The sequence below is a fragment of the Alteromonas sp. AWJ4_199 genome (assembly GCF_056159165.1).
In genome coordinates this window covers 2727698-2747034 of record NZ_JBSWUR010000001.1, presented here as the reverse complement: position 1 = coordinate 2747034, position 19337 = coordinate 2727698, and the positions used below count along the sequence as shown (strand labels likewise).

Here is a 19337-nt window from a genome sequence, read left to right as displayed (position 1 = left end):
ACTTCGTCCTCCTTACACACACTCAAGGGAAACAGGATGAAAAACACTAAATTAACTATGGGCGCACAAACCATTGCCGCTGCACTGGCATTTGGCAGCAGCGCAGTTATGGCCCAGGAAGAAGTAGAAACGTGTAATGACACTACTTCAGCAGAATGTGAGGCCGTAACTGACGAAGCAATAGAACTGATTAAAATTCACGGCGTACAACAATCTATCTACCGCTACAATAAATCTGGCGATCCTCGTCGCCTAGCAGATCTTGTTGACACACCACAAACCATTAGCGTTCTTACCCAAGACCAAATTCAAGAAAGTGGTAGAACAGATCTTAAAGACATTCTACAGGCACAAGCTGGTGTAACTTTAGGTACAGGTGAGAATGGTAATGCTTTTGGTGACCGCTATATTATTCGTGGCCACGAAGCACGCAGTGATGTATTCGTTGATGGTCTTCGCGACCCAGGTATGACAACCCGTGAAAGCTTCGCTACCGAACGCGTTGAAATAACCAAAGGCCCTAGTTCTACTTTTGCCGGTCGCGGTTCTTCAGGTGGTGCGGTTAACTCTATCACCAAAAAGGCGTCTACCGCTTATAACTTCGGCCGTATTGATGCCGCAGTAGGTACCGACGAGCACAAGCGAGTAACCGTTGATTTAAACAAAACGCTGACTGAAACCAGCGCTGTGCGCTTAAATGGCCTTTATTCTTCTGAAGATAAACCTGGCCGTGAAGGCATTGAACGTGATCGTGAAGGTGTGCAGCTTTCATATGTGAATCAGCCTACTGACCGCTTGTCTTTTACTGGCGATATTTATTACCTGAACGCTGAAGACATTCCTGACTTAGGTAGCTATTACGACAGCGAAGCCGGTTATCCGCTAGAAGATATTCCTGTATATGCACAAGACGAGGACTTCCAAAACTCGGAAGTGACCACATTCACCTTGCGTACTGAATATGATATTAGCGATAACGTGCGTTTTTATAACGCCACCCGTGTAGGTAAAACGGAAAACGAATACATTACAACGGGTATGCGTGGTACAAACCGTGATGCGACAGACCCTACTGCCCCAGGTGCTTACACCCTATCGCTAAGCAACCACCAAGGTTGGCAGGAAGTTGACTACGTAACTACCCAGTTTAACCTATTCTGGGATACGGCTTTTGCAGGTATTGATCACCGCTTTGTATTCGGTTTTGAATACACCGACGAATCGGTAGACAATGGCGTATTCAATATGGATTACACTAATCCATCGAACTGTTTAACTAGCGGCCGCCGCGGTGTATCTGAAAGTTACTGCCTATTAGATGGCAGTGGCAATGAAGTTGATAACATTAGTTCGTTGATGGGCAAAGCCTTCACACGTGGTGACGTGGATGCGCTATTCGACATTGAAACTTACTCACTATACGTTATGGACACCTTTGAGCTGACCGATAACTTTAATGTTTTCGCAGGCTTGCGTGTAGATAGCTACGACTATACTAATGCGACGTCGGGTCGTGGTGGTGATCAAGTGTACGCCTTCGAAGATGAGCTCTACAACGGTCACTTAGGGCTAGTGTACGATGTGACCGAAAACGGTAACATCTACGCTTCGTATAGCACGGCAACCAACATAAACGGCGGTGAATCAGATCTTGGTGCTAACTGTGGTTATGGCGGTATTTGTGGTACGCCCGAGCAAGCATCTCAAGCTGACCCTGAGCAAGTAGAAAACATCGAACTTGGCACCAAATGGTCACTGTTTAATGAAAAACTTGTCGCAAATGCAGCGCTATTCCGCATCACTAAGAGCGACGTACACGAGAGTGTAGGTGATGCCTACTCAACGCTTGGTACATTAAACACCGGTGAAAACCGCGTAGAAGGTATTGAGTTCGGTTTAAGCGGTGATATTACCGATAAGCTAAGTATCCAAGCATCTGCTGCATTTATGGATTCTGAGATTCTTGAGTCTTACAGCGAAGATAACATCGGTCTTGCGCTAAGTAACTTCGCAGACGAAAGCTTCTACATACAAATGCGCTATCAGCCCAATGAGAAGTTTGCCTTTGGTGGAGACTACAGCTACCAGTCAGAAATGTACGGCGGCCAACCAGATACTGCAGCTGGCTATAGCGCTGAAACCGGAGAGTACTCTATTGTAGTTCCTGATTATCAAGTGGTTAATCTATTCGCCAACTACTATCACTCAGAGTCACTAACTTTCCGTGTTAACATTGGAAACTTGTTTGACGAAGAATACTGGACGGCAGCCTACCGTTCTGGCGCCTTCATGTATATCGGTGATGGTCGCAACATTACAGGTACCGTTAGCTACGAATTTTAATGCTAGCATGACCTAGGCAGGCAACTGCCTAGGTCTTTTTATATTAAAAACACTCTTACAAGCGTTGAAAACATGATTATTATTGATGACTTATTGACGAAAAACGAAGTTGCTCAGTTTCGTCAGCAGCTTACTGATGTGCCCTTTGTTGATGGCAAGAACACAGCGATGGGTATGGCTGCAGGCGTCAAAAATAACGGTCAGGCAGATGCACAGGACAAACGTGTTCAGCAGCTGGCTAACCAATTGCTAAGCAAATTAGGTAACCACCCCAAAGTTATATCCGCCGCCCTTCCTCAACGTATTTTCCCGCCGTGCTTTAACCGCTACAGCGAATCGCAAACCTATGGCTATCACGTAGACGCCGCCATTATGCGTATTCCGAATACGCCCGATGTCTTACGCAGCGATATGTCGATGACGATTTTTCTTACTGACAAAGACGAGTACGAAGGCGGTGAACTTGTTATTCAGACAGGATTTGGCGAGCAAAGAATCAAATGCGATGCAGGTAGCGCAATAATCTACCCATCTTCAAGTCTACACAAGGTGACGCCTGTCACTAAAGGCGAGCGTATTGCCGCTATCACCTGGCTGCAAAGTATGGTGAGCGACCAACAAATGCGTGAAACCCTTTTCCAGCTTGACCAAAGTATTCAGTCGCTAGTTAACGCGGGCACCGCAGAGCGAGAGCAGCTTGATGGACTTCATCATGTTTACCATAACTTGGTAAGAAAGTTTTCTCAGCTTTAACCTCAATTCAACACAAGTACAATTTGTCACAAGCATTAGCGCGAAAGCTTTCTTAAAAACGAAATAAAGTCGCAGTCGATAGGGTCCTATACTAAAGGTGTAACGCAGTTGTATATTACTGGGTTTATTCTATTAACACTTTCTTTTTAAACTTTGTGCTGGGGTACTTGAATGAAATATAAAACACTTTTTAGCGCCCTTCTTTTTATGGTTTGTTCAAGTATGGCCTTAGGACAAAACGGCGAAACCGCTAGCTTTTCTATCACACTGAATGATAGCGATGGTGAGCCTGTCGATAACGGCGTGTTTCTTTTTGAGCCCCAGTTTGAGCCGGATGCACATCAGATGCCGCAGCAAGAACCAGCCGTAATGAATCAAATAGATAAACAGTTTGAACCTCACGTGCTTGTGGTAAAAGCCGGTACTGAAGTGACTTTCCCTAATGCGGATAACTTGTTTCACCACGTCTATTCTTTTTCTCCCACAAAGCAATTCGAACTGAAGCTTTATAAAGAGTTTACGGCAGAGCCTTTACGCTTTGAAAATGCAGGTATTGTGGATATTGGCTGTAATATTCATGATTGGATGCTGGGGTATATTGTTGTTTCAGATTCTCCTTATTTTGGTAAAACTGATACTCAAGGGCAATCTTTAATTTCACTTCCTCATGGTGAGTACACCGTCCGTTTTTGGCACCCGCAAGTGGAAGGTGAAAAAGCGCTCCCTGCACAGTCCATTTCTGTGTCTGCCGATACTCAAGTAACATGGGCACTTAATACAAACATAATTAGGGATGACGGATTCGATTCTGGTTTCGGCGACTATTGATGCGGTTTGTCACTCAATCATTAGCCCTATTGTCGTTAGTTTTCTCTATCGCAAGCTACGCAGAAACAGACTTTTTGTTGCGCGGAACCTGGGCGCTGAAAGAAAACACACAAAGTTTTCAAGACTTTGGCCAAAACCACCAGCGATTCGAAGGTGATGGCTTACACCTTTCTCAAGCCGTTATCTCAACCAACCTGCGTTTGTTTGATGATTGGACATTATCTGGTGTTTTAAACGCTTACAGTGACGGTGAGGAACGACTCAACTTTTCTCAGCTATATTTAAAATATCGGCCACTTAGCGCCTCATCTATAAAGCCAGAAGTAAAAGTAGGTGCATTTTATCCTGCTATTTCAGCTGAAAATACAGACATTGCTTGGCTATCACCTCACTTCCTCACTAACTCAGCCATAAACAGCTGGATCGGAGAAGAACTCAGAACCGCTGGCGTTGAACTGAGCTTTAGACAAAATGGCAGGCAAGTGCGAAGCAACTGGTCATGGAAAGTATTGGGCAGTGTATTTAAAGGTAACGACACCACAGGTACGTTACTTTCTTGGCGTGGCTTTGCACTTCACGATAGACAGTCACTTTACAACGAACGGGTGAATTTTTTACCTATACCAGGTGTCATCGATGAAGATAGATTGGGTGCTCCTGCATGGACCGAACCCTTTAGGGAAATAGACAATCGCTTTGGCTATTATTTCGGGGCGCACGTGGCGTACAAGCGCAGTGCTGAAATGCGCTATTACTATTACGATAACAACGCAGACGCCAATACAGTCGAGTCTGATCGCATCTACGCATGGCATACACGCTTTCATTCGTTAACGCTTCGCTATATGTTTAACCCTAACCTTACGGTATTTTCTCAGTTGCTGGTGGGCGACACTCTGATGGGTGAAAGTATTGTAGATAACGATTTTAAAAGTGGCTTTGTTGCTGCTGTATATAGCATGACTCCATATATGCTTGCTGCACGTGCTGACTGGTATCAAGTGAATGATAATGACAATTACGCGCTCGACCCTAATGGCAGTTTAGGGCGTGCGCTTACCATCAGCGCTGGGCGCAATATTAGCAAACACTTCTCAATAACCGCCGAGTGGCAAATAAACTCAGGCACTCAGCAAAACCTTCGCTTTTTTCAAGACAGCGAGCACTTTACCGAGCACTTGTTCCAGTTGGCACTTACAGCCACTTTCTAATTAACCTGCTTTCCATCAGAGTTATCTTTTTGCGTATTTAATCGACTTATATTGCTATTCTTTTCTAAAATAAACGCTTAGCGCAATCTGGTAGATTTTCAAAATCAAAACCCATGTTTTTCAGATTTTTACTGCCCAGTATCAGACTTCCAAAGGTACGATATTCAAGAGCTAAGCTTTTTTCAAATTGACGTTTGGCCACTTTCGGAAACGCTTTTTCCTCGATAGTTGAAAGGTACTTTTCTTCTCTTTTTTTGTTTAAGTATTTTTTAAATTGCGCTTTTGCAAATTTCACGGTTTCCACTTCCTTTTGAGAAAGTGCCGCTTCTACATCCAAGGCATAACTTCCATTTTCGTGTCGCCGAACAAAATACAAATAACTGCGAAGCGCCGTTACATCAAGTTGCTCAAGCCCATAGCTAACATACGTTAAACTGTTCACTACATGTGCTTTTACTTGTTCATTGACTTGCCCTTCTATTTCGAAAATATGATTGGCTCGTGTCAGTTCTGTAACAATCAAATGTGACAAGGCAGTCGAAGTATTTCCCATTACCGTTAAATGACGAGCGGCATTATTTCGATGTTTCATAGGAACATCTCTGCGCTGCATAAGAGTCAATAATGCGAATAAATCATCGTTTTTTGCGTGTGCAATGAGATCTTGTAAGTCCAGTTCTGCATAAGGCGCTAGCAAAGTAGCATTTGGTGATTCAAACACTGAATCTTCGGCGGCTAGTAAAATATCACCTCTCTCGATATCCCACTCTAAAGATTCTTTTTCGACTATTACACTCTCTGAATGCTCGGGCTCCGCTTCTATGGAACACCATCGACTTGCGCTGTGACTTTCTGGCGACAAAGAAACGTGAGGTTCGCTTTGCAGAATCGTTTGCGTTGAGTGAGATTCCTCTTGAAGACTAAGTTGGTGTACTCTTTCTTCGCTAGCCCTCTTGTTTGCGTAATTTGTATTGGGTTCAGCTCCAGATGAAACATCAAGCAAGTAGTAAAATAAAACCGCGACAATACCAATCGCAGCTATAAGTAACTTACGGTCCATCTGGTTAATTCCCTTTATCTAGTTTTAGCTCGTCTTAGCGAACTTATGAACTCTCAGCGACTTCAATAAGGTCGAAGGTGGTGGCGTCGTCACCTTTGACCATAACCTGACATTGACCCCAGCTTTGTGGAATATGCCAAACATGAGCCTCGGCTACGGTGAACTTTTCTCGATGAGAATCACAGCGCACTTCAACCGTATCAAGGTCGCCCTGTATATTATCAAAAGCAAACTTATTTCTTACCAGCGTGTGGAACCAACGTCCGTTGTCTCCCATGCTTACGGGTACCTTAAGATTTTTTTCAGACGCAATAGATGTTTCAATCTGATTTACTATTGCGGCAATTTCGTCAATACGTGGTTGTTGCTCATCCATTTCTTGAAGCCTGCTGTACGACTTTAGGGCTTCTGCGTAATACCCGCGCTGCGCATCAAGAAGTATTTTCCTTTGTAATACGTAAGCCACATAATCGTCATCAAAAACGGCATTGTTAAAACGCTTTTGTCCATTACTGGCAAGTAAACGCGTTAGGCTTTTCGCTTCTCTTTCAATGTCGCCTTGTTCTCTTGCAATCTGTGACTCCAAGTTGAGCAACCAAGCATTCTCGTACCGATTTAACGTATCCCAGTTCAATAGCTCTTTAAGCGCTTCGTCTGCCGCTTCAACATTACCTGCTTTGAATATTTTATCTACGTTTTTATACGCTTTAATAAATTTGCGAGTGGCGCCAGTTTTTCCGTTAATAGCAAAATCCATTTGAACCGCTTGATGGCATTGTTGAGTAGGTTCGCCATCTTTTAATGCAGGGTTATACTGCCACTTCTTAACTGCTGATAGTGCACTGCGTTTGAAAGACGGACTTCCGAAGAAATCTTCGACAACAGGGTCTTTCACTCGACCTTCTTCATCGATAACGTAGCTTAATCTAACCCATCCTTCACGGCCTTTTCTCACGGCTGTAGTCGGGTATCTGGGATTCACTCGCTCAAGAGGAGTAGCAGGTGTGAATGCGGTTATTCGCTCAACTTCATTGGCTTTCGCTTCTGCAAGGGCTTTTTCTTCTGCTTCATCACAGGGAATGCTAAGTTCTTGTGCAGCTATACTTGAGGTACAAGCCGAAAAAAATAACACAGCGAGTGTAAACGGTTTTCGCTCAGCTATGTGGGCACGCCATGAAACATTTGTGCTGGCGCTTTTTTTAAAAAGCGAACGTTTAGTCGTTACGGCCCAAATCATGTTTATCATCCTTAATAGTTGTTTTAACGATTAACGCATTCTAAGTTTATAAGCTATTTCTTGTTTGCCGACTTTTCAAGCGATGCATCAGGCACATTTTTGATCATCATCTGCTCTTTACGCTTGGTCATCATTTTAGCAAGCCTACGCATGCTTACCGTGGTGTCTTTTTCATCTACGATATCAACACCTAACAAGCGTTCTAGCAAGTCTTCTAGCGTAAGCACCCCTTCTAAACCACCGTATTCGTCGACTACCAGCAGCATATGTACATGTTTATTGATGAAGTGCTCGAAGGTGACTGACAGCGGCATAGTGTTTAACACGGTAACCATGTCTTTGGCATATTCTGAAAGTGGCTTGTCGGTGTTTCCTCTCGCCTGCGCGACCAACAAGTCAGAGCGCATAACGTAGCCAGTAATGTTCTCAGAGTCACTATCTTCAAACACAGGTATACGTGAAAACTCAATATTTGCGTGCTTATGGAAAAACGCTTCCACCGTCATCGACTCTGAGACTTTAAACAGCGCCGTGCGGTGGGTAATTGCGTCTTTCACTTTCAGCTCGTGCAAGCTTAACAAGCTTTGTAGAAACGCCGCTTCGTGATTGGCTAACTGCCCTTCCTGCCCTGACAATTCAGCCATAGCATGAAGTTCACTGCGGCTTAACCCGCGAAGTGGGCTGTCTTCTTTAAAGCCTTTCGTCATTAGCTCAGACATTTTAACGAACGGCATAAGTACAATTGAAAGGTATTTAAGAAAATATGCGGTTACCGGTGCTAATGCCCGCCAATAGGTAGCGCCAAGTGTCTTTGGAATAATTTCTGAAAAGATAAGAATAAGCAGCGTAAGCACTGCTGAAATAACACCTAAATAGGCATCGCCGAACACTGCGGCCGCTTGCGCACCTGCGCCTGCCGCCCCCATAGTATGAGCGATAGTGTTCAGCGTTAATATCGCTGATAAAGGCGTATTTATATTATCGGTTTGCTTACGTAATAGCGCACCACTGGCTTTACCCTCTTTTTCTAGAACAGAAATGTACGCAGACGAAACACTCAGAATTACAGCCTCTGCAATGGAGCACAAAAAAGAAAAGCCCAGTGCAATGAAGACGTACACAATAAGTAAAAGCATGTAGTTATTCCAAGCGTCCTTGTAGGTTTAAACGCGTTTTAATTTTAATTAGATGAACGACTATTATGGATAATAGAGCGGGATATACAAGCGCTCTATGAATATCATTTAAGCACTTTAATATGAAAGGCATCCGCTGGGCTACGGTTAGCCGCAGCACGCCGAATGTTGCTCTTGGTTATGACGGTGTTGCTGCAGCTTTTTCACGCCCAGCCTCACCATAAGCCCAGTCAACAGGATTGCACATAATCCGTAGATTATCTGAACACTTGCCCCGTGCTCATGAACGTGGCTGGTTGTTTTTATCATTGAAGATAAAGAAAGCGAGGACACCAAGTAGTTAAGTGCATAACCAAAACCTATACTTGCAGAGATAACACTGAAAAGGTAAAGCACTAACGTTCGCGTGCCCATTTCTTGTTTGATCATGCCCATGGTTGACACGTTAGTGGCAGGCCCTGCCATTAAAAATACTAGCACAGCACCTGGTGATAGCCCGGCAGCCAGAAAGCCAACCGCTAGCGGTGTAGACGCGGTGGCGCATATGTACATAGGAATACCTATAAGTGCCATAACAAGCATGGCGACCAAACCATCTCCCCACTGGGTAAGAAAGTCGGTAGGCACCCAGGTTTTTATAGCGGCGGCGAGCGCTAAACCAATAAGTAGCCACACCACAATATCTTCGAGCAACTTGCCGCTAGCATATGAAAGCACGCTTGTGATTTTCGAAGGCGAAGACTCGGGTAGAGGCGTGTCTGTTCTTTCGTGGCTATGAGAATGTGTTTTTTCGCTTGCACAGCAGGAGGTGCTGGCCTGTATTTGTGATTCTGGTTTGGGTGCTTGCTTTGACCCACAGCACGAGGACTCCGTCACCTCAGACTGTCGTTGTTGAGTTTCTTCTGCTTCTGCGAAAAAACGTACCATCGAACCAGCATAAATGGCGCTTGTAATGGCCGCGATGGGTCTAACAATGGCATATAGAGGCCCAAGCAATGCGTATGACACAGAGACACTGTCTACGCCAGTCTCGGGCGTAGATACTAAAAAAGATATCGTTGAAGACTTAGAAGCACCACTTCGGCGCAAACCAAGTGCTGCCGGAATAACGCCACATGAACAAAGTGGCAAAGGCGCGCCGATAATAGCTGCTTTGCTAATCGAGCCAAATGATGCGCTACCCATGTGCTTTTCAAGAAAAGAGACAGGCACTAACTCATGCATCACTCCTGCGACCAGTAACCCCAACAGCAGCCATGGCGCTGATTCCATGAACAACGCAAGAAAATTTTGCCCTAGTAAAATGATATCTGACACATAGCCTCTCTTGTAACCCTGACATAAGCTGCCTTACTTGCAGACATACACTACTCGTGTACAAAGTCACCTAGTCTTAAACGCTGTAAATAGTAACAGATATAAAGTGCGACAGAAAATCAACAAAACTGATTAGGTCAATTGTAGAAGCATAAAAATGGCCAGTACAAATGTACTGGCCGAATGTTGACTATCTCGAGAGTGTGCTTTTTAAACTCAGAGGTCAACCATGAAAAATCGTATCAGTGCCCAATTAGCTATTGAACTGCTTATTCTTGTGTGGCCTTTTGTTGTGACTCCTTTTTAAGCTTAGACACTACAGAGAAAGCTTCGAGCATGACGAGTACTGAAACCACCAGCACTACTGCGTCTAAGAAGACCAACAAATAGTTTCCTTCTACGTAGTACTCTTTAAGCTTTATCAGGCCAGCAAAGAAAGCCATGATAAGCACAAAAACCATTGGAATGAGCGTATATTTCGCTGGTCGGCCTAGTTTAATCAGCATAACCGAGATTACTAACAGCGTTAAACTGGCTAGTATCTGGTTGGTAGAGCCAAATAAAGGCCAAATAATCATACCGCCACTGCCTGACGCACCACCTGCACCGAAGGCCAGCAATAGGCAACATCCAACGGCTACAAGCGTCGCAACTACGCCGTTTTTCAGTGCACCGATAGAATAGATATCGCCCCACTCTTGTATGATGTAGCGCTGTAAGCGCACACCAGAGTCCATCGTTGTACCTGCAAACAGTACAACCATTACCGCAAGGATCGTTGAAGAGAAATCTACTGGCAATCCCCAGCCCTGCTGAATTAAGTTCGCACCACCGGTGATAAACGCGCCTACGCTGCCAGCGCCTAAGTGGCTGTATACCTCGTGCCACTCTTCAGGTGATGCAGCGAACGCGACACCACTTACTGCCACTATGGTAATAAGTGCCAATGAACCTTCACCAATTGCACCCAAATAACCAACAAAGCGCGCGTCTGTTTCTTTGTCGAGTTGCTTAGAGCTGGTACCCGATGACACTATGCCGTGGAAACCAGAAACCGCACCACACGCAATGGTAACGAACAGTAATGGAATGAGACTTGGTGAATCAACCGCAGTTTGCGTATTAAATGCCGGCGCTGTGATATCCGGCATTGCAAAGAATACCGCACCGTAAAGTAAGAATAAGCCAACAAGCAGCTGCATACCGTTAATGAAATCACGAGGCTGTAGCAACATCCAAACTGGTAGTAGGGAGGCAATAGCAGCATAAACAAAAAGAATGATTATCCAATTCGCTTTATCGGCCAAACCAAACATGGTTTCCGGTAGACTCAGTGGAATATAACTGCCTGCATAGACCGAGGCGTAAAGCACGATAATGCCGACAAGGCACAAAGGGATAAGGCTGAAGTTACGCTTTAACAACTGACCGATAATCAATGCAACGGCAATCGCCATCCACGCAGGGAAAACCGCATTGGGCTGAGACACAAAAGAATTAGCGATAACAACACCGAACACAGCGTTAACCATAAGAAGGACTAGGAATATTACTATCATGAAAAGCGCACGGGAGCGTTTACCGATAACGCTCTCAGAGAGTGCTCCCATGGATTTTCCTTTATGACGAGCGCTTGCCCATAGCGCGCCCATATCGTGGACACCGGCAAACAAGATAGTGCCGAAGACAACCCAAAGTACGGCAGGAACCCAGCCCCAATAAACTGCGATTGCTGGCCCTACTATGGGTGCTGCGCCTGCTACTGAGGTAAAATGATGGCCCCATAACACTACTTTATTGGTAGGAACAAAGTCGACACCATCTTGCATGGTATGGGCTGGGGTTACAAAACTATCATCCAGTTTGAATATGCGGCTCGCAATAAATTTTGAATAGACGAACCAGCCGAACAACATTCCAATGATGCCCAGTATCACTATGGCAATAGACTGCATATTATTATCCTAATATTGTTTTTCTAAAGCCTTTGAAATTCTAGCGTGTATCAGAGTTCAAAAGGCTCTAGCCTGTCTTTTAACATTAAACCATTTGTCGCCATGGTTTAACGCCATTGTAAGACTAAAGTCTAACTCGAACTTAGTTTTTTCCAACTCTTCATACCACTTGGTTGATTTTTTACGACTCTGATTCGCACAAGCTTGAGCCAAAACGGTTACTTAACGTAAATTTTGGTCAAATAAGAAATCAGCACTTTAAATAAGATGCATTCTCGTTTATAACTACGCTCTTTTTTTGGGGCGGATAAAAATATGGCATCACCTAAATTTCACATGGCTTTTCGCAAATATCACCGTTGGCTTGGTTTTTTTCTCGCGGGCATAATGGGTGTATACGCTATCAGCGGCATTCTTTTGATATTTCGCCCTACCGATATATTGAAGTATGAACAAGTCCAGACCAGGCAATTTGAAGCAAACCTATCAGGTGAAGAACTGCTGCCTTTGCTTAAAATGAGAGGCAGTAAAGTCACAAGTGAAAACGTAGACGAAATCGTACTTAATGTAGGCCAGTACAATAAAGCTACGGGTGAAGCCACTATCACCAAAAAAGATTATCCACTTGTACTCGCCAAAATGGTGAAGCTACATAAGGCGACCAACAACAGCCCACTATTCTGGCTGAATATAAGCTTTGGTTTAGGTTTGCTGTTTTTTGTGATTTCCGCGTTTTTGATGTTTGTTCCCAAACTACCCATGTACAAGAATGGGCTTAAAATTGCCGGTATCGGCGCTATCGTTACTGTATTAACATTAATCTTTGGTTCGTAAATTTTGCTTTGTAGTGTTTGCTTCGTTGTGATGGCTTCTAAATATTCGTTTAGTTAAGTCTGTGTCATGGCGCGCTTAGTACGCATACTGAACGGTATGCGTACTGGCTAATTAGAATCAGATGGCAGAGAGAAAAAAGGATTTCATCGACCTGTAAGTGGTCTCCGACTCTGGCGTTTTATAGAAAATCAAATATTCGGCGTGGGATAGCCCTTCAAAGATTTCTATTTGCGCAACACCTCCACTATCACGTATTGCACGACTCACTCTTACCGTATCGCTTAAAAACATGTCTCGCGTCCCTGTCACCAGCAAAGTTGGCGGGAATGCTTCAAAAGAACTGTAAAGTGGCGATATAGCAGGGTCTGTTAGTGCTTTTTTGCCAGCATATAGTTTTGCGGCAGCTTCAAGTACCCCATCGTAGGTCACCAACACACCATCTATACCCTCATTTGTAGAAAGGCTATCGCTGGTTTTGGTAAGGTCGGCCCAAGGCGTGCCTGCATACACAGCTTTGGGTAGAGGGCTTTTGCTGCTGATGAGATACTGGACTAGTGAAAGCACTAGACCACCTCCAGCCGATGTTCCTCCCACAAATACATTTCCCTTACCAGCTCGGTCGAGTAAAGCATTGTAAACTGCAACTACGTCATTCAGTGCAGCGGGAAAAGGAAACGTTGGTGGCATCCTATAGTCAACGCTATATACCACGATACCTAACCGTTCAGCGACGAGAAGCCCTTCTTCGATACTCGGCAAACCGCCAAAAAGCACAAACGCCCCACCATGAATATCAAGATAAACCTTGTCTTTAAATTCAGGAGTAATCGTTCTAGGTGTCAGCTTGCGCACTACCACATCATTTAAATCAATAAGCTCAACATCCACGTTAAGCTCTTTCTTCATTTTTTTAATCTTTTTCTTTTGTTCGCTATTTCTAGCGTGAACATAGTTTCTCCATGCGTCATTAGTACGAGGCGTACTCGCTACTATTTCTTCTTTGGCGAAGTGGGGAAATGCTGAGATGCTTTCTATGAGCGCCTCACTGGCTGCTTGGGGTAATGGTGGCTTATTGCTGTGCATAGGGCTTGTAGTAGTAGGAGTAAATAACAATGCAAGTACGTACATCAGTAGGTATATTAATTTCATAATGAATAAACGCCTTACGTAAATGTGTAGCTTTGTATAAGAGTTAAGGTACGTGAACAAAGCTGTAATACCAATCCGCATAAATGTAAAGCTTAGTCTGATTTGCGGCTTCAATTGCTAGCATTCACCTAGACCTAGATGCGCCTTTTCTAGGTAGTCTGAAAAAACTGCACTAAGTACAGGTTATATCTAAATTGCATTTTGCTATGCTAGCTTATACTTTACTCACTACCGTTAAAATGATTACGACTTTTTTTAAAAGCGAAGGGATACTAAATCGCACGCTTTAGCTAATAAGTACACAACCTTAGGGATGAAGATGAAAAGCTTTTCTATACACAAACTACTGTTCTCACTAGGACTCGCTGTATCTACAGTAACAACCGCTATTGCCAACGATGATAGCCAAACGTCAGTTTGGAAAGTATCTAATGGGGAAGACGCGGTATATGTAGGTGGCACTATCCATATTTTACCTATTTCTGAATTCCCTCTTCCGAGTGAATTTACCGACGTTTATGAACAAGCAGACACACTAGTGTTCGAAGTCAAAATGCCAGCTCCCACAGACATTGAAGGCCAACAGAAAATGATGGCAGGGCTCGCCTACGCGGAAGGTAAGTCGCTCAAAGATGATGTATCAGAAGAAACCTATCAAGCCCTTAATGCTTATTTAGCTAACTTCGGCGCTACTGCCGATCAGTTAGCTCGATTTAAGCCGGGTATGGTTGCATCAATGCTAGTTGCTATGGAAGCACAGCGCTCTCAAATGGCTGGGCAAGGGGTAGATGCCTACTTCATGCAGTTAGCAGCACGCGATGGTAAAGCAAGCGAATACTTAGAATCACTAGATTTTCAAATCAACATGCTTGCGAATATGGGCGCGGGTGAAGAAGATCGCCTTATTTCTGAAACGTTAGAAACCTTACCAGAGCTAAAAGACATGCTACAAAGCACTATTAAAGCATGGCGAAACGGTGACACTGATCAAATTGACAAGTTGGTGGTAGACACATTCAAACGTGAATCTCCTACCTCTTATGATGATGTGTTTACCAAGCGTAATCAAAACTGGCTACCTCAAATCGAAGCTATGTTCGGCGATGAAGACCAAGAGTTTGTTTTAGTGGGTGCGGGGCATTTAGTGGGTGATGACAGCGTTATTGCCCTATTAGAAGCTAAAGGTTACAAAATAGAACAAATGTAATTCGCCTTTGGCACAGGAAGTTCTAGACTAAAGCTAGGCAAATGCCTAGCTTTTTTATATCAACATTTGGTTAAAATTAGACTTAGACTTAGACTTAGACTTAGACTTAGGCTTATGTCTAAATTGAAACGTTTATTCAATGGTATACACTTTGACTAGGTTGCGAACGGTTTTAAGCTTCCAAGTACGGTAAGGTATGCACGTTAAAAATAAAGGCTTCACTTTAATAGAGCTAATTATAGTAATTGTTGTGCTTGGCATACTTGCTGTTACTGCTGCGCCTAAACTTTTAAACATTCAAAAAGACGCGCAAGTGGGCGCGCTACAGGGCTTAAAGTCTGCCTTAGTCGCTTCTTCAGATATTGTCTATGCAAAATCACTCCTTGAGGGCGTTCAAAGCAGCGCTGATACCACCTTAACTTCAGGTATTCGCGTACGTTATGGCTACCCTTACGCAACACAAACAAATTTGAAACTCGTAGCAGACTTCACCGAAGTAGATTGGAAATTAACAGGCTCGGCCCCTGAAGTTACCTTTACTCTAGAAAGACAAACTAGCGGCTTTAGCAATGATGAGATTGAAGAAGACGAAGTATGTAAGCTTACCTATCGCCATCCTAATCGAGGTGACAAACCCACTATAACCGTTAATAACTGTAATGCGTAACACAACCTTCGCGCAGTATTAGCAGAAACTTTTCGCGCTTTCACACTCTCTTCTAGAAGCCTTCATTTCACGCAGAGTAACGGGCGTGAGTGTTGTGCCTTCTGCCCCCCCATACCGCAGGGATGTGGTGTTGAAGCTCTCACATTAAAGCTGAGATGGGTTTACGGCGTGTTTTTGATGTGGCCTCACTCCCGAAGATTCAAATCGCAGGCATAAAAAAAGCGCACCTAAGTGCGCTTTTTTTGGCTTGTGTTGCTAAGTCTAGATTAGTCTAGGATCTTAGATACAACACCAGCACCTACTGTACGACCACCTTCACGGATTGCGAAACGAAGACCTTCTTCCATCGCGATCGGAGCAATTAGCTCAACTTTGAATTTAAGGTTGTCACCAGGCATTACCATTTCTACGCCTTCTGGAAGCTCTACAGCACCAGTTACGTCAGTTGTACGGAAGTAGAACTGTGGACGGTAGCCTTTGAAGAATGGAGTATGACGGCCACCTTCATCTTTAGATAGTACGTATACTTCTGCTTCGAAGTTAACGTGTGGAGTGATTGAACCAGGCTTAGCTAGTACTTGACCACGTTCAACTTCATCACGCTTAGTACCACGTAGAAGAACACCAACGTTCTCACCTGCACGGCCTTCGTCAAGAAGCTTACGGAACATCTCAACACCAGTACAAGTAGTCTTAGTAGTGTCTTTGATACCTACGATTTCTACTTCTTCACCAACCTTGATGATACCTTGCTCAACACGACCTGTTACAACAGTACCACGGCCTGAGATTGAGAATACGTCTTCGATTGGAAGGATGAACGGCTTGTCGATTGCACGCTCTGGCTCTGGGATGTATGAATCAAGCGCTTCACCAAGCTCGATGATTTTCTTTTCCCACTCTGCGTCGCCTTCAAGCGCTTTAAGAGCTGAACCTTGGATAACTGGTAGGTCATCACCTGGGAATTCGTATTCGTTAAGAAGTTCACGAACTTCCATTTCTACTAGCTCTAGAAGCTCTTCATCATCAACCATGTCACACTTGTTCATGAATACGATGATGTAAGGAATACCAACCTGACGACCAAGTAGGATGTGCTCACGAGTCTGAGGCATAGGGCCATCAGTCGCAGCTACTACTAGGATACCACCGTCCATCTGAGCAGCACCAGTGATCATGTTTTTAACGTAATCAGCGTGTCCTGGGCAGTCTACGTGTGCGTAGTGACGAGTAGGAGTGTCATACTCTACGTGTGAAGTAGAGATGGTGATACCACGAGCTTTCTCTTCAGGCGCGTTATCGATTTGATCGAAAGCCTGAGCAGAACCACCGTAGGTCTTTGAAAGAACTGTAGTGATAGCTGCAGTAAGGGTAGTTTTACCGTGGTCAACGTGGCCGATTGTACCCACGTTTACGTGGGGTTTCGTACGTTCAAACTTTTCTTTTGCCATTTTTCTCGTTTCCTAAGTTAAAAGTCCGACCCACCAATAGACCGGACCGAACCTTCATTTAGATTAAATTCTAGATTCAATAATAGCCTGCGCCACATTGTTAGGCGCCTCAGAATAATTGAAGAACTCCATTGAGTATGAAGCACGACCTTGTGTTTGTGAACGCAAATCAGTTGCGTAGCCAAACATTTCTGAAAGCGGCACTTTTGCACGTATTATTTTAACACCTGCTACGCCATCTTCCATACCTTCGATCATGCCGCGGCGACGATTAATGTCACCAACTACATCACCCATCCAGTCTTCTGGAGTAGTCACTTCAACTTTCATTGTGGGTTCAAGCAACACCGGATTTGCTTCTGCGGCGCCTTTTTTGAAACCCATAGAGCCGGCGATCTTAAACGCCATTTCAGAAGAGTCAACATCGTGGTAAGAACCATCAAACAAAGTAACCTTTACATCTAGTACTGGGAACCCTGCAAGAACACCACTTCGCATCTGCTCCTGAATTCCTTTATCGACCGCTGGAATGAACTCTTTTGGTACAACACCACCGACGATTTCGTTCACAAATTCGTAGCCTGAACCTTCTTCCTGAGGCTCAATGCGTAGCCATACATGACCAAATTGGCCTCGGCCGCCTGACTGACGAACGAACTTCCCTTCCACTTCAACAGATTTACGAAGGGTTTCGCGATAAGCAACCTGTGGGTTACCTACGTTACATTCAACTTTAAATTCGCGCTTCATGCGGTCGACAATGATATCAAGGTGAAGTTCACCCATACCTGAGATAATTGTCTGACCCGTCTCGTCATCAGTTTTAACTTTAAACGATGGATCTTCTGCCGCAAGTTTACTCAGGGCAATGCCCATTTTTTCTTGGTCAGCTTGAGACTTAGGCTCAACCGCAATTGAAATTACCGGCTCTGGGAACTCCATACGCTCTAGCGTAATAACATGATTAGGATCACAAAGTGTATCACCGGTGGTAACATCTTTAAGGCCGATAGCGGCGGCAATGTCACCTGCGCGTACTTCTTTAAGCTCTTCGCGGTCTTTTGCATGCATCTGCACGATACGACCAAAGCGCTCACGTTTACCTTTTACTGGGTTATATACAGTATCGCCCGTGTTAACTACACCTGAGTAACAGCGGAAAAAGGTCAACGTACCCACAAATGGGTCAGTTGCTATTTTAAATGCTAGTGCTGAGAAAGGCTCATCGTCGCTTGAATGACGCTCTGCTTCAGTCTCGTCTTTATCGTCAAGCACACCTGTAATGGCTTTAACTTCTGTTGGAGACGGTAGATAGTGAATTACAGAGTCTAGTACTGCCTGAACACCTTTGTTTTTGAAGGCACTGCCACAAGTGGCAAGAACAATTTCGTTGTTCAGTGTACGCGTACGAAGGCCTAAACGGATTTCTTCTTCAGTCAGCTCTTCGCCTTCTAAATACTTATCCATCAGCTCATCAGACGCTTCTGCAGCCGCTTCGATCATTTCGGTGCGGTACTGCTCAGCGGTATCAAGATATTCAGCTGGAATGTCTTCATAGGTAAATGTCATACCCATGTCTTCTTCATTCCAGTTAATGGCTTTCATCTTCACAAGGTCGATGACGCCATGGAAATTCTCTTCAGCGCCCATGTTGATTTGAATCGGAACACAGTTTGCGCCTAAACGCTTGCGGATTTGCCCCACAACGCGCTCAAAATCAGCGCCAGCCCGGTCCATTTTATTAACGAACACTAGGCGTGGCACTTCATATTTGTCAGCCTGTCGCCAGACTGTCTCTGATTGAGGTTCTACCCCAGAAGACCCACAGAAAACAACTACTGCACCGTCTAGTACACGTAATGAACGCTCTACTTCAATAGTGAAGTCTACGTGTCCAGGGGTGTCGATGATGTTAATTCTGTGCTGATCGAACTGTTGCTCCATACCAGACCAGAAACAAGTCGTTGCAGCAGACGTGATAGTAATACCACGCTCCTGCTCTTGCTCCATCCAGTCCATGGTAGCAGCACCATCGTGCACTTCACCGATTTTGTGAGACAGCCCTGTATAAAACAGGACACGCTCTGTGGTCGTGGTTTTACCCGCGTCCACGTGAGCCACAATACCAATATTGCGATAACGCTCAATCGAGGTCTTACGAGGCATAAATCTCTCTCAGTTAAATAACG

General features: G+C 44.4%; 15 protein-coding genes. 7 read left to right on the top strand and 8 right to left on the bottom strand.

What is annotated here, in order from left to right:
- The first annotated feature begins 36 nt into the window (after positions 1–36).
- The 4 genes from ACXAER_RS12030 to ACXAER_RS12015 all read left to right on the top strand — a co-directional run bounded on the left by ACXAER_RS12030 (position 37) and on the right by ACXAER_RS12015 (position 5135).
- Entirely contained in the window at positions 37–2343 is a 2307-nt protein-coding gene (locus ACXAER_RS12030) for a TonB-dependent receptor (RefSeq protein WP_474829527.1), read from the top strand.
- A 72-nt stretch (positions 2344–2415) separates the two neighbouring features.
- Positions 2416–3096, top strand: a complete 681-nt coding sequence (locus ACXAER_RS12025) for a Fe2+-dependent dioxygenase (RefSeq protein ID WP_474829525.1) — start codon at positions 2416–2418, stop codon at positions 3094–3096.
- 171 nt (positions 3097–3267) lie between these two features.
- Positions 3268–3924, top strand: coding sequence for a methylamine utilization protein (locus ACXAER_RS12020; protein ID WP_474829523.1), 657 nt, complete (start codon positions 3268–3270; stop codon positions 3922–3924).
- On the top strand, positions 3924–5135 hold the full coding sequence (locus ACXAER_RS12015) for a porin family protein (RefSeq protein WP_474829522.1): 1212 nt from the start codon (positions 3924–3926) through the stop codon (positions 5133–5135). Before ACXAER_RS12020 ends, ACXAER_RS12015 begins: the two co-directional genes overlap by 1 nt.
- A gap of 64 nt (positions 5136–5199) precedes the next feature.
- Here the strand turns inward: ACXAER_RS12015 and ACXAER_RS12010 are convergent, their stop codons facing one another.
- From ACXAER_RS12010 to ACXAER_RS11990, 5 genes are all read right to left on the bottom strand, one after another.
- Positions 5200–6195, bottom strand: a complete 996-nt coding sequence (locus ACXAER_RS12010; RefSeq protein WP_474829520.1) for a hypothetical protein — start codon at positions 6193–6195, stop codon at positions 5200–5202.
- 43 nt (positions 6196–6238) lie between these two features.
- A complete protein-coding gene (locus tag ACXAER_RS12005; RefSeq protein ID WP_474829518.1) occupies positions 6239–7432 on the bottom strand; it encodes an energy transducer TonB in 1194 nt (397 codons plus the stop codon).
- A 53-nt stretch (positions 7433–7485) separates the two neighbouring features.
- Positions 7486–8568 (bottom strand): CNNM domain-containing protein, encoded by a 1083-nt coding sequence (locus tag ACXAER_RS12000; RefSeq protein ID WP_474829517.1) that lies wholly within the window; start codon positions 8566–8568, stop codon positions 7486–7488.
- Positions 8569–8715: 147 nt separating this feature from the next.
- Positions 8716–9885, bottom strand: coding sequence for an SO_0444 family Cu/Zn efflux transporter (locus tag ACXAER_RS11995; RefSeq protein WP_474829515.1), 1170 nt, complete (start codon positions 9883–9885; stop codon positions 8716–8718).
- 269 nt (positions 9886–10154) lie between these two features.
- Positions 10155–11840, bottom strand: coding sequence for a carbon starvation CstA family protein (locus tag ACXAER_RS11990; RefSeq protein WP_474829513.1), 1686 nt, complete (start codon positions 11838–11840; stop codon positions 10155–10157).
- 315 nt (positions 11841–12155) lie between these two features.
- Between ACXAER_RS11990 and ACXAER_RS11985 the strand changes: the two genes are divergently transcribed.
- On the top strand, positions 12156–12674 hold the full coding sequence (locus ACXAER_RS11985; protein WP_474829511.1) for a hypothetical protein: 519 nt from the start codon (positions 12156–12158) through the stop codon (positions 12672–12674).
- 117 nt (positions 12675–12791) lie between these two features.
- Here ACXAER_RS11985 and ACXAER_RS11980 read toward each other — a convergent pair whose 3' ends face one another.
- The gene (locus ACXAER_RS11980) at positions 12792–13823 is read right to left on the bottom strand and encodes an alpha/beta hydrolase (RefSeq protein ID WP_474829508.1); all 1032 of its coding nucleotides are present in this window, start codon (positions 13821–13823) and stop codon (positions 12792–12794) included.
- 319 nt (positions 13824–14142) lie between these two features.
- Here ACXAER_RS11980 and ACXAER_RS11975 point away from each other — a divergent pair, with 319 nt between their 5' ends.
- Complete coding sequence (locus ACXAER_RS11975; protein WP_474829506.1) at positions 14143–15030, top strand: TraB/GumN family protein; 888 nt, start codon at positions 14143–14145, stop codon at positions 15028–15030.
- Positions 15031–15226: 196 nt separating this feature from the next.
- A complete protein-coding gene (locus ACXAER_RS11970) occupies positions 15227–15697 on the top strand; it encodes a prepilin-type N-terminal cleavage/methylation domain-containing protein (protein WP_474829504.1) in 471 nt (156 codons plus the stop codon).
- Between the two features lie 266 nt (positions 15698–15963).
- Here ACXAER_RS11970 and tuf read toward each other — a convergent pair whose 3' ends face one another.
- On the bottom strand, positions 15964–17148 hold the full coding sequence (tuf, locus tag ACXAER_RS11965) for an elongation factor Tu (protein ID WP_012519826.1): 1185 nt from the start codon (positions 17146–17148) through the stop codon (positions 15964–15966).
- Between the two features lie 63 nt (positions 17149–17211).
- Positions 17212–19314 carry an elongation factor G gene (gene fusA / locus ACXAER_RS11960; protein WP_474829502.1) on the bottom strand — a complete coding sequence of 701 codons (2103 nt, stop codon included), beginning with the start codon at positions 19312–19314 and terminating at the stop codon, positions 17212–17214.
- Positions 19315–19337: the final 23 nt, after the last annotated feature.

What these genes read in the sequence shown, in the direction of transcription:
- ACXAER_RS12030 (WP_474829527.1), top strand. Translation starts at nt 37, where the DNA reads ATGAAAAACACTAAATTAACTATGGGCGCACAAACCATTGCCGCTGCA.
- ACXAER_RS12025 (WP_474829525.1), top strand. Translation starts at nt 2,416, where the DNA reads ATGATTATTATTGATGACTTATTGACGAAAAACGAAGTTGCTCAGTTT.
- ACXAER_RS12020 (WP_474829523.1), top strand. Translation starts at nt 3,268, where the DNA reads ATGAAATATAAAACACTTTTTAGCGCCCTTCTTTTTATGGTTTGTTCA.
- ACXAER_RS12015 (WP_474829522.1), top strand. Translation starts at nt 3,924, where the DNA reads ATGCGGTTTGTCACTCAATCATTAGCCCTATTGTCGTTAGTTTTCTCT.
- ACXAER_RS12010 (WP_474829520.1), bottom strand. Translation starts at nt 6,195, where the DNA reads ATGGACCGTAAGTTACTTATAGCTGCGATTGGTATTGTCGCGGTTTTA.
- ACXAER_RS12005 (WP_474829518.1), bottom strand. Translation starts at nt 7,432, where the DNA reads ATGATTTGGGCCGTAACGACTAAACGTTCGCTTTTTAAAAAAAGCGCC.
- ACXAER_RS12000 (WP_474829517.1), bottom strand. Translation starts at nt 8,568, where the DNA reads ATGCTTTTACTTATTGTGTACGTCTTCATTGCACTGGGCTTTTCTTTT.
- ACXAER_RS11990 (WP_474829513.1), bottom strand. Translation starts at nt 11,840, where the DNA reads ATGCAGTCTATTGCCATAGTGATACTGGGCATCATTGGAATGTTGTTC.
- ACXAER_RS11985 (WP_474829511.1), top strand. Translation starts at nt 12,156, where the DNA reads ATGGCATCACCTAAATTTCACATGGCTTTTCGCAAATATCACCGTTGG.
- ACXAER_RS11980 (WP_474829508.1), bottom strand. Translation starts at nt 13,823, where the DNA reads ATGAAATTAATATACCTACTGATGTACGTACTTGCATTGTTATTTACT.
- ACXAER_RS11975 (WP_474829506.1), top strand. Translation starts at nt 14,143, where the DNA reads ATGAAAAGCTTTTCTATACACAAACTACTGTTCTCACTAGGACTCGCT.
- ACXAER_RS11970 (WP_474829504.1), top strand. Translation starts at nt 15,227, where the DNA reads ATGCACGTTAAAAATAAAGGCTTCACTTTAATAGAGCTAATTATAGTA.
- tuf (WP_012519826.1), bottom strand. Translation starts at nt 17,148, where the DNA reads ATGGCAAAAGAAAAGTTTGAACGTACGAAACCCCACGTAAACGTGGGT.
- fusA (WP_474829502.1), bottom strand. Translation starts at nt 19,314, where the DNA reads ATGCCTCGTAAGACCTCGATTGAGCGTTATCGCAATATTGGTATTGTG.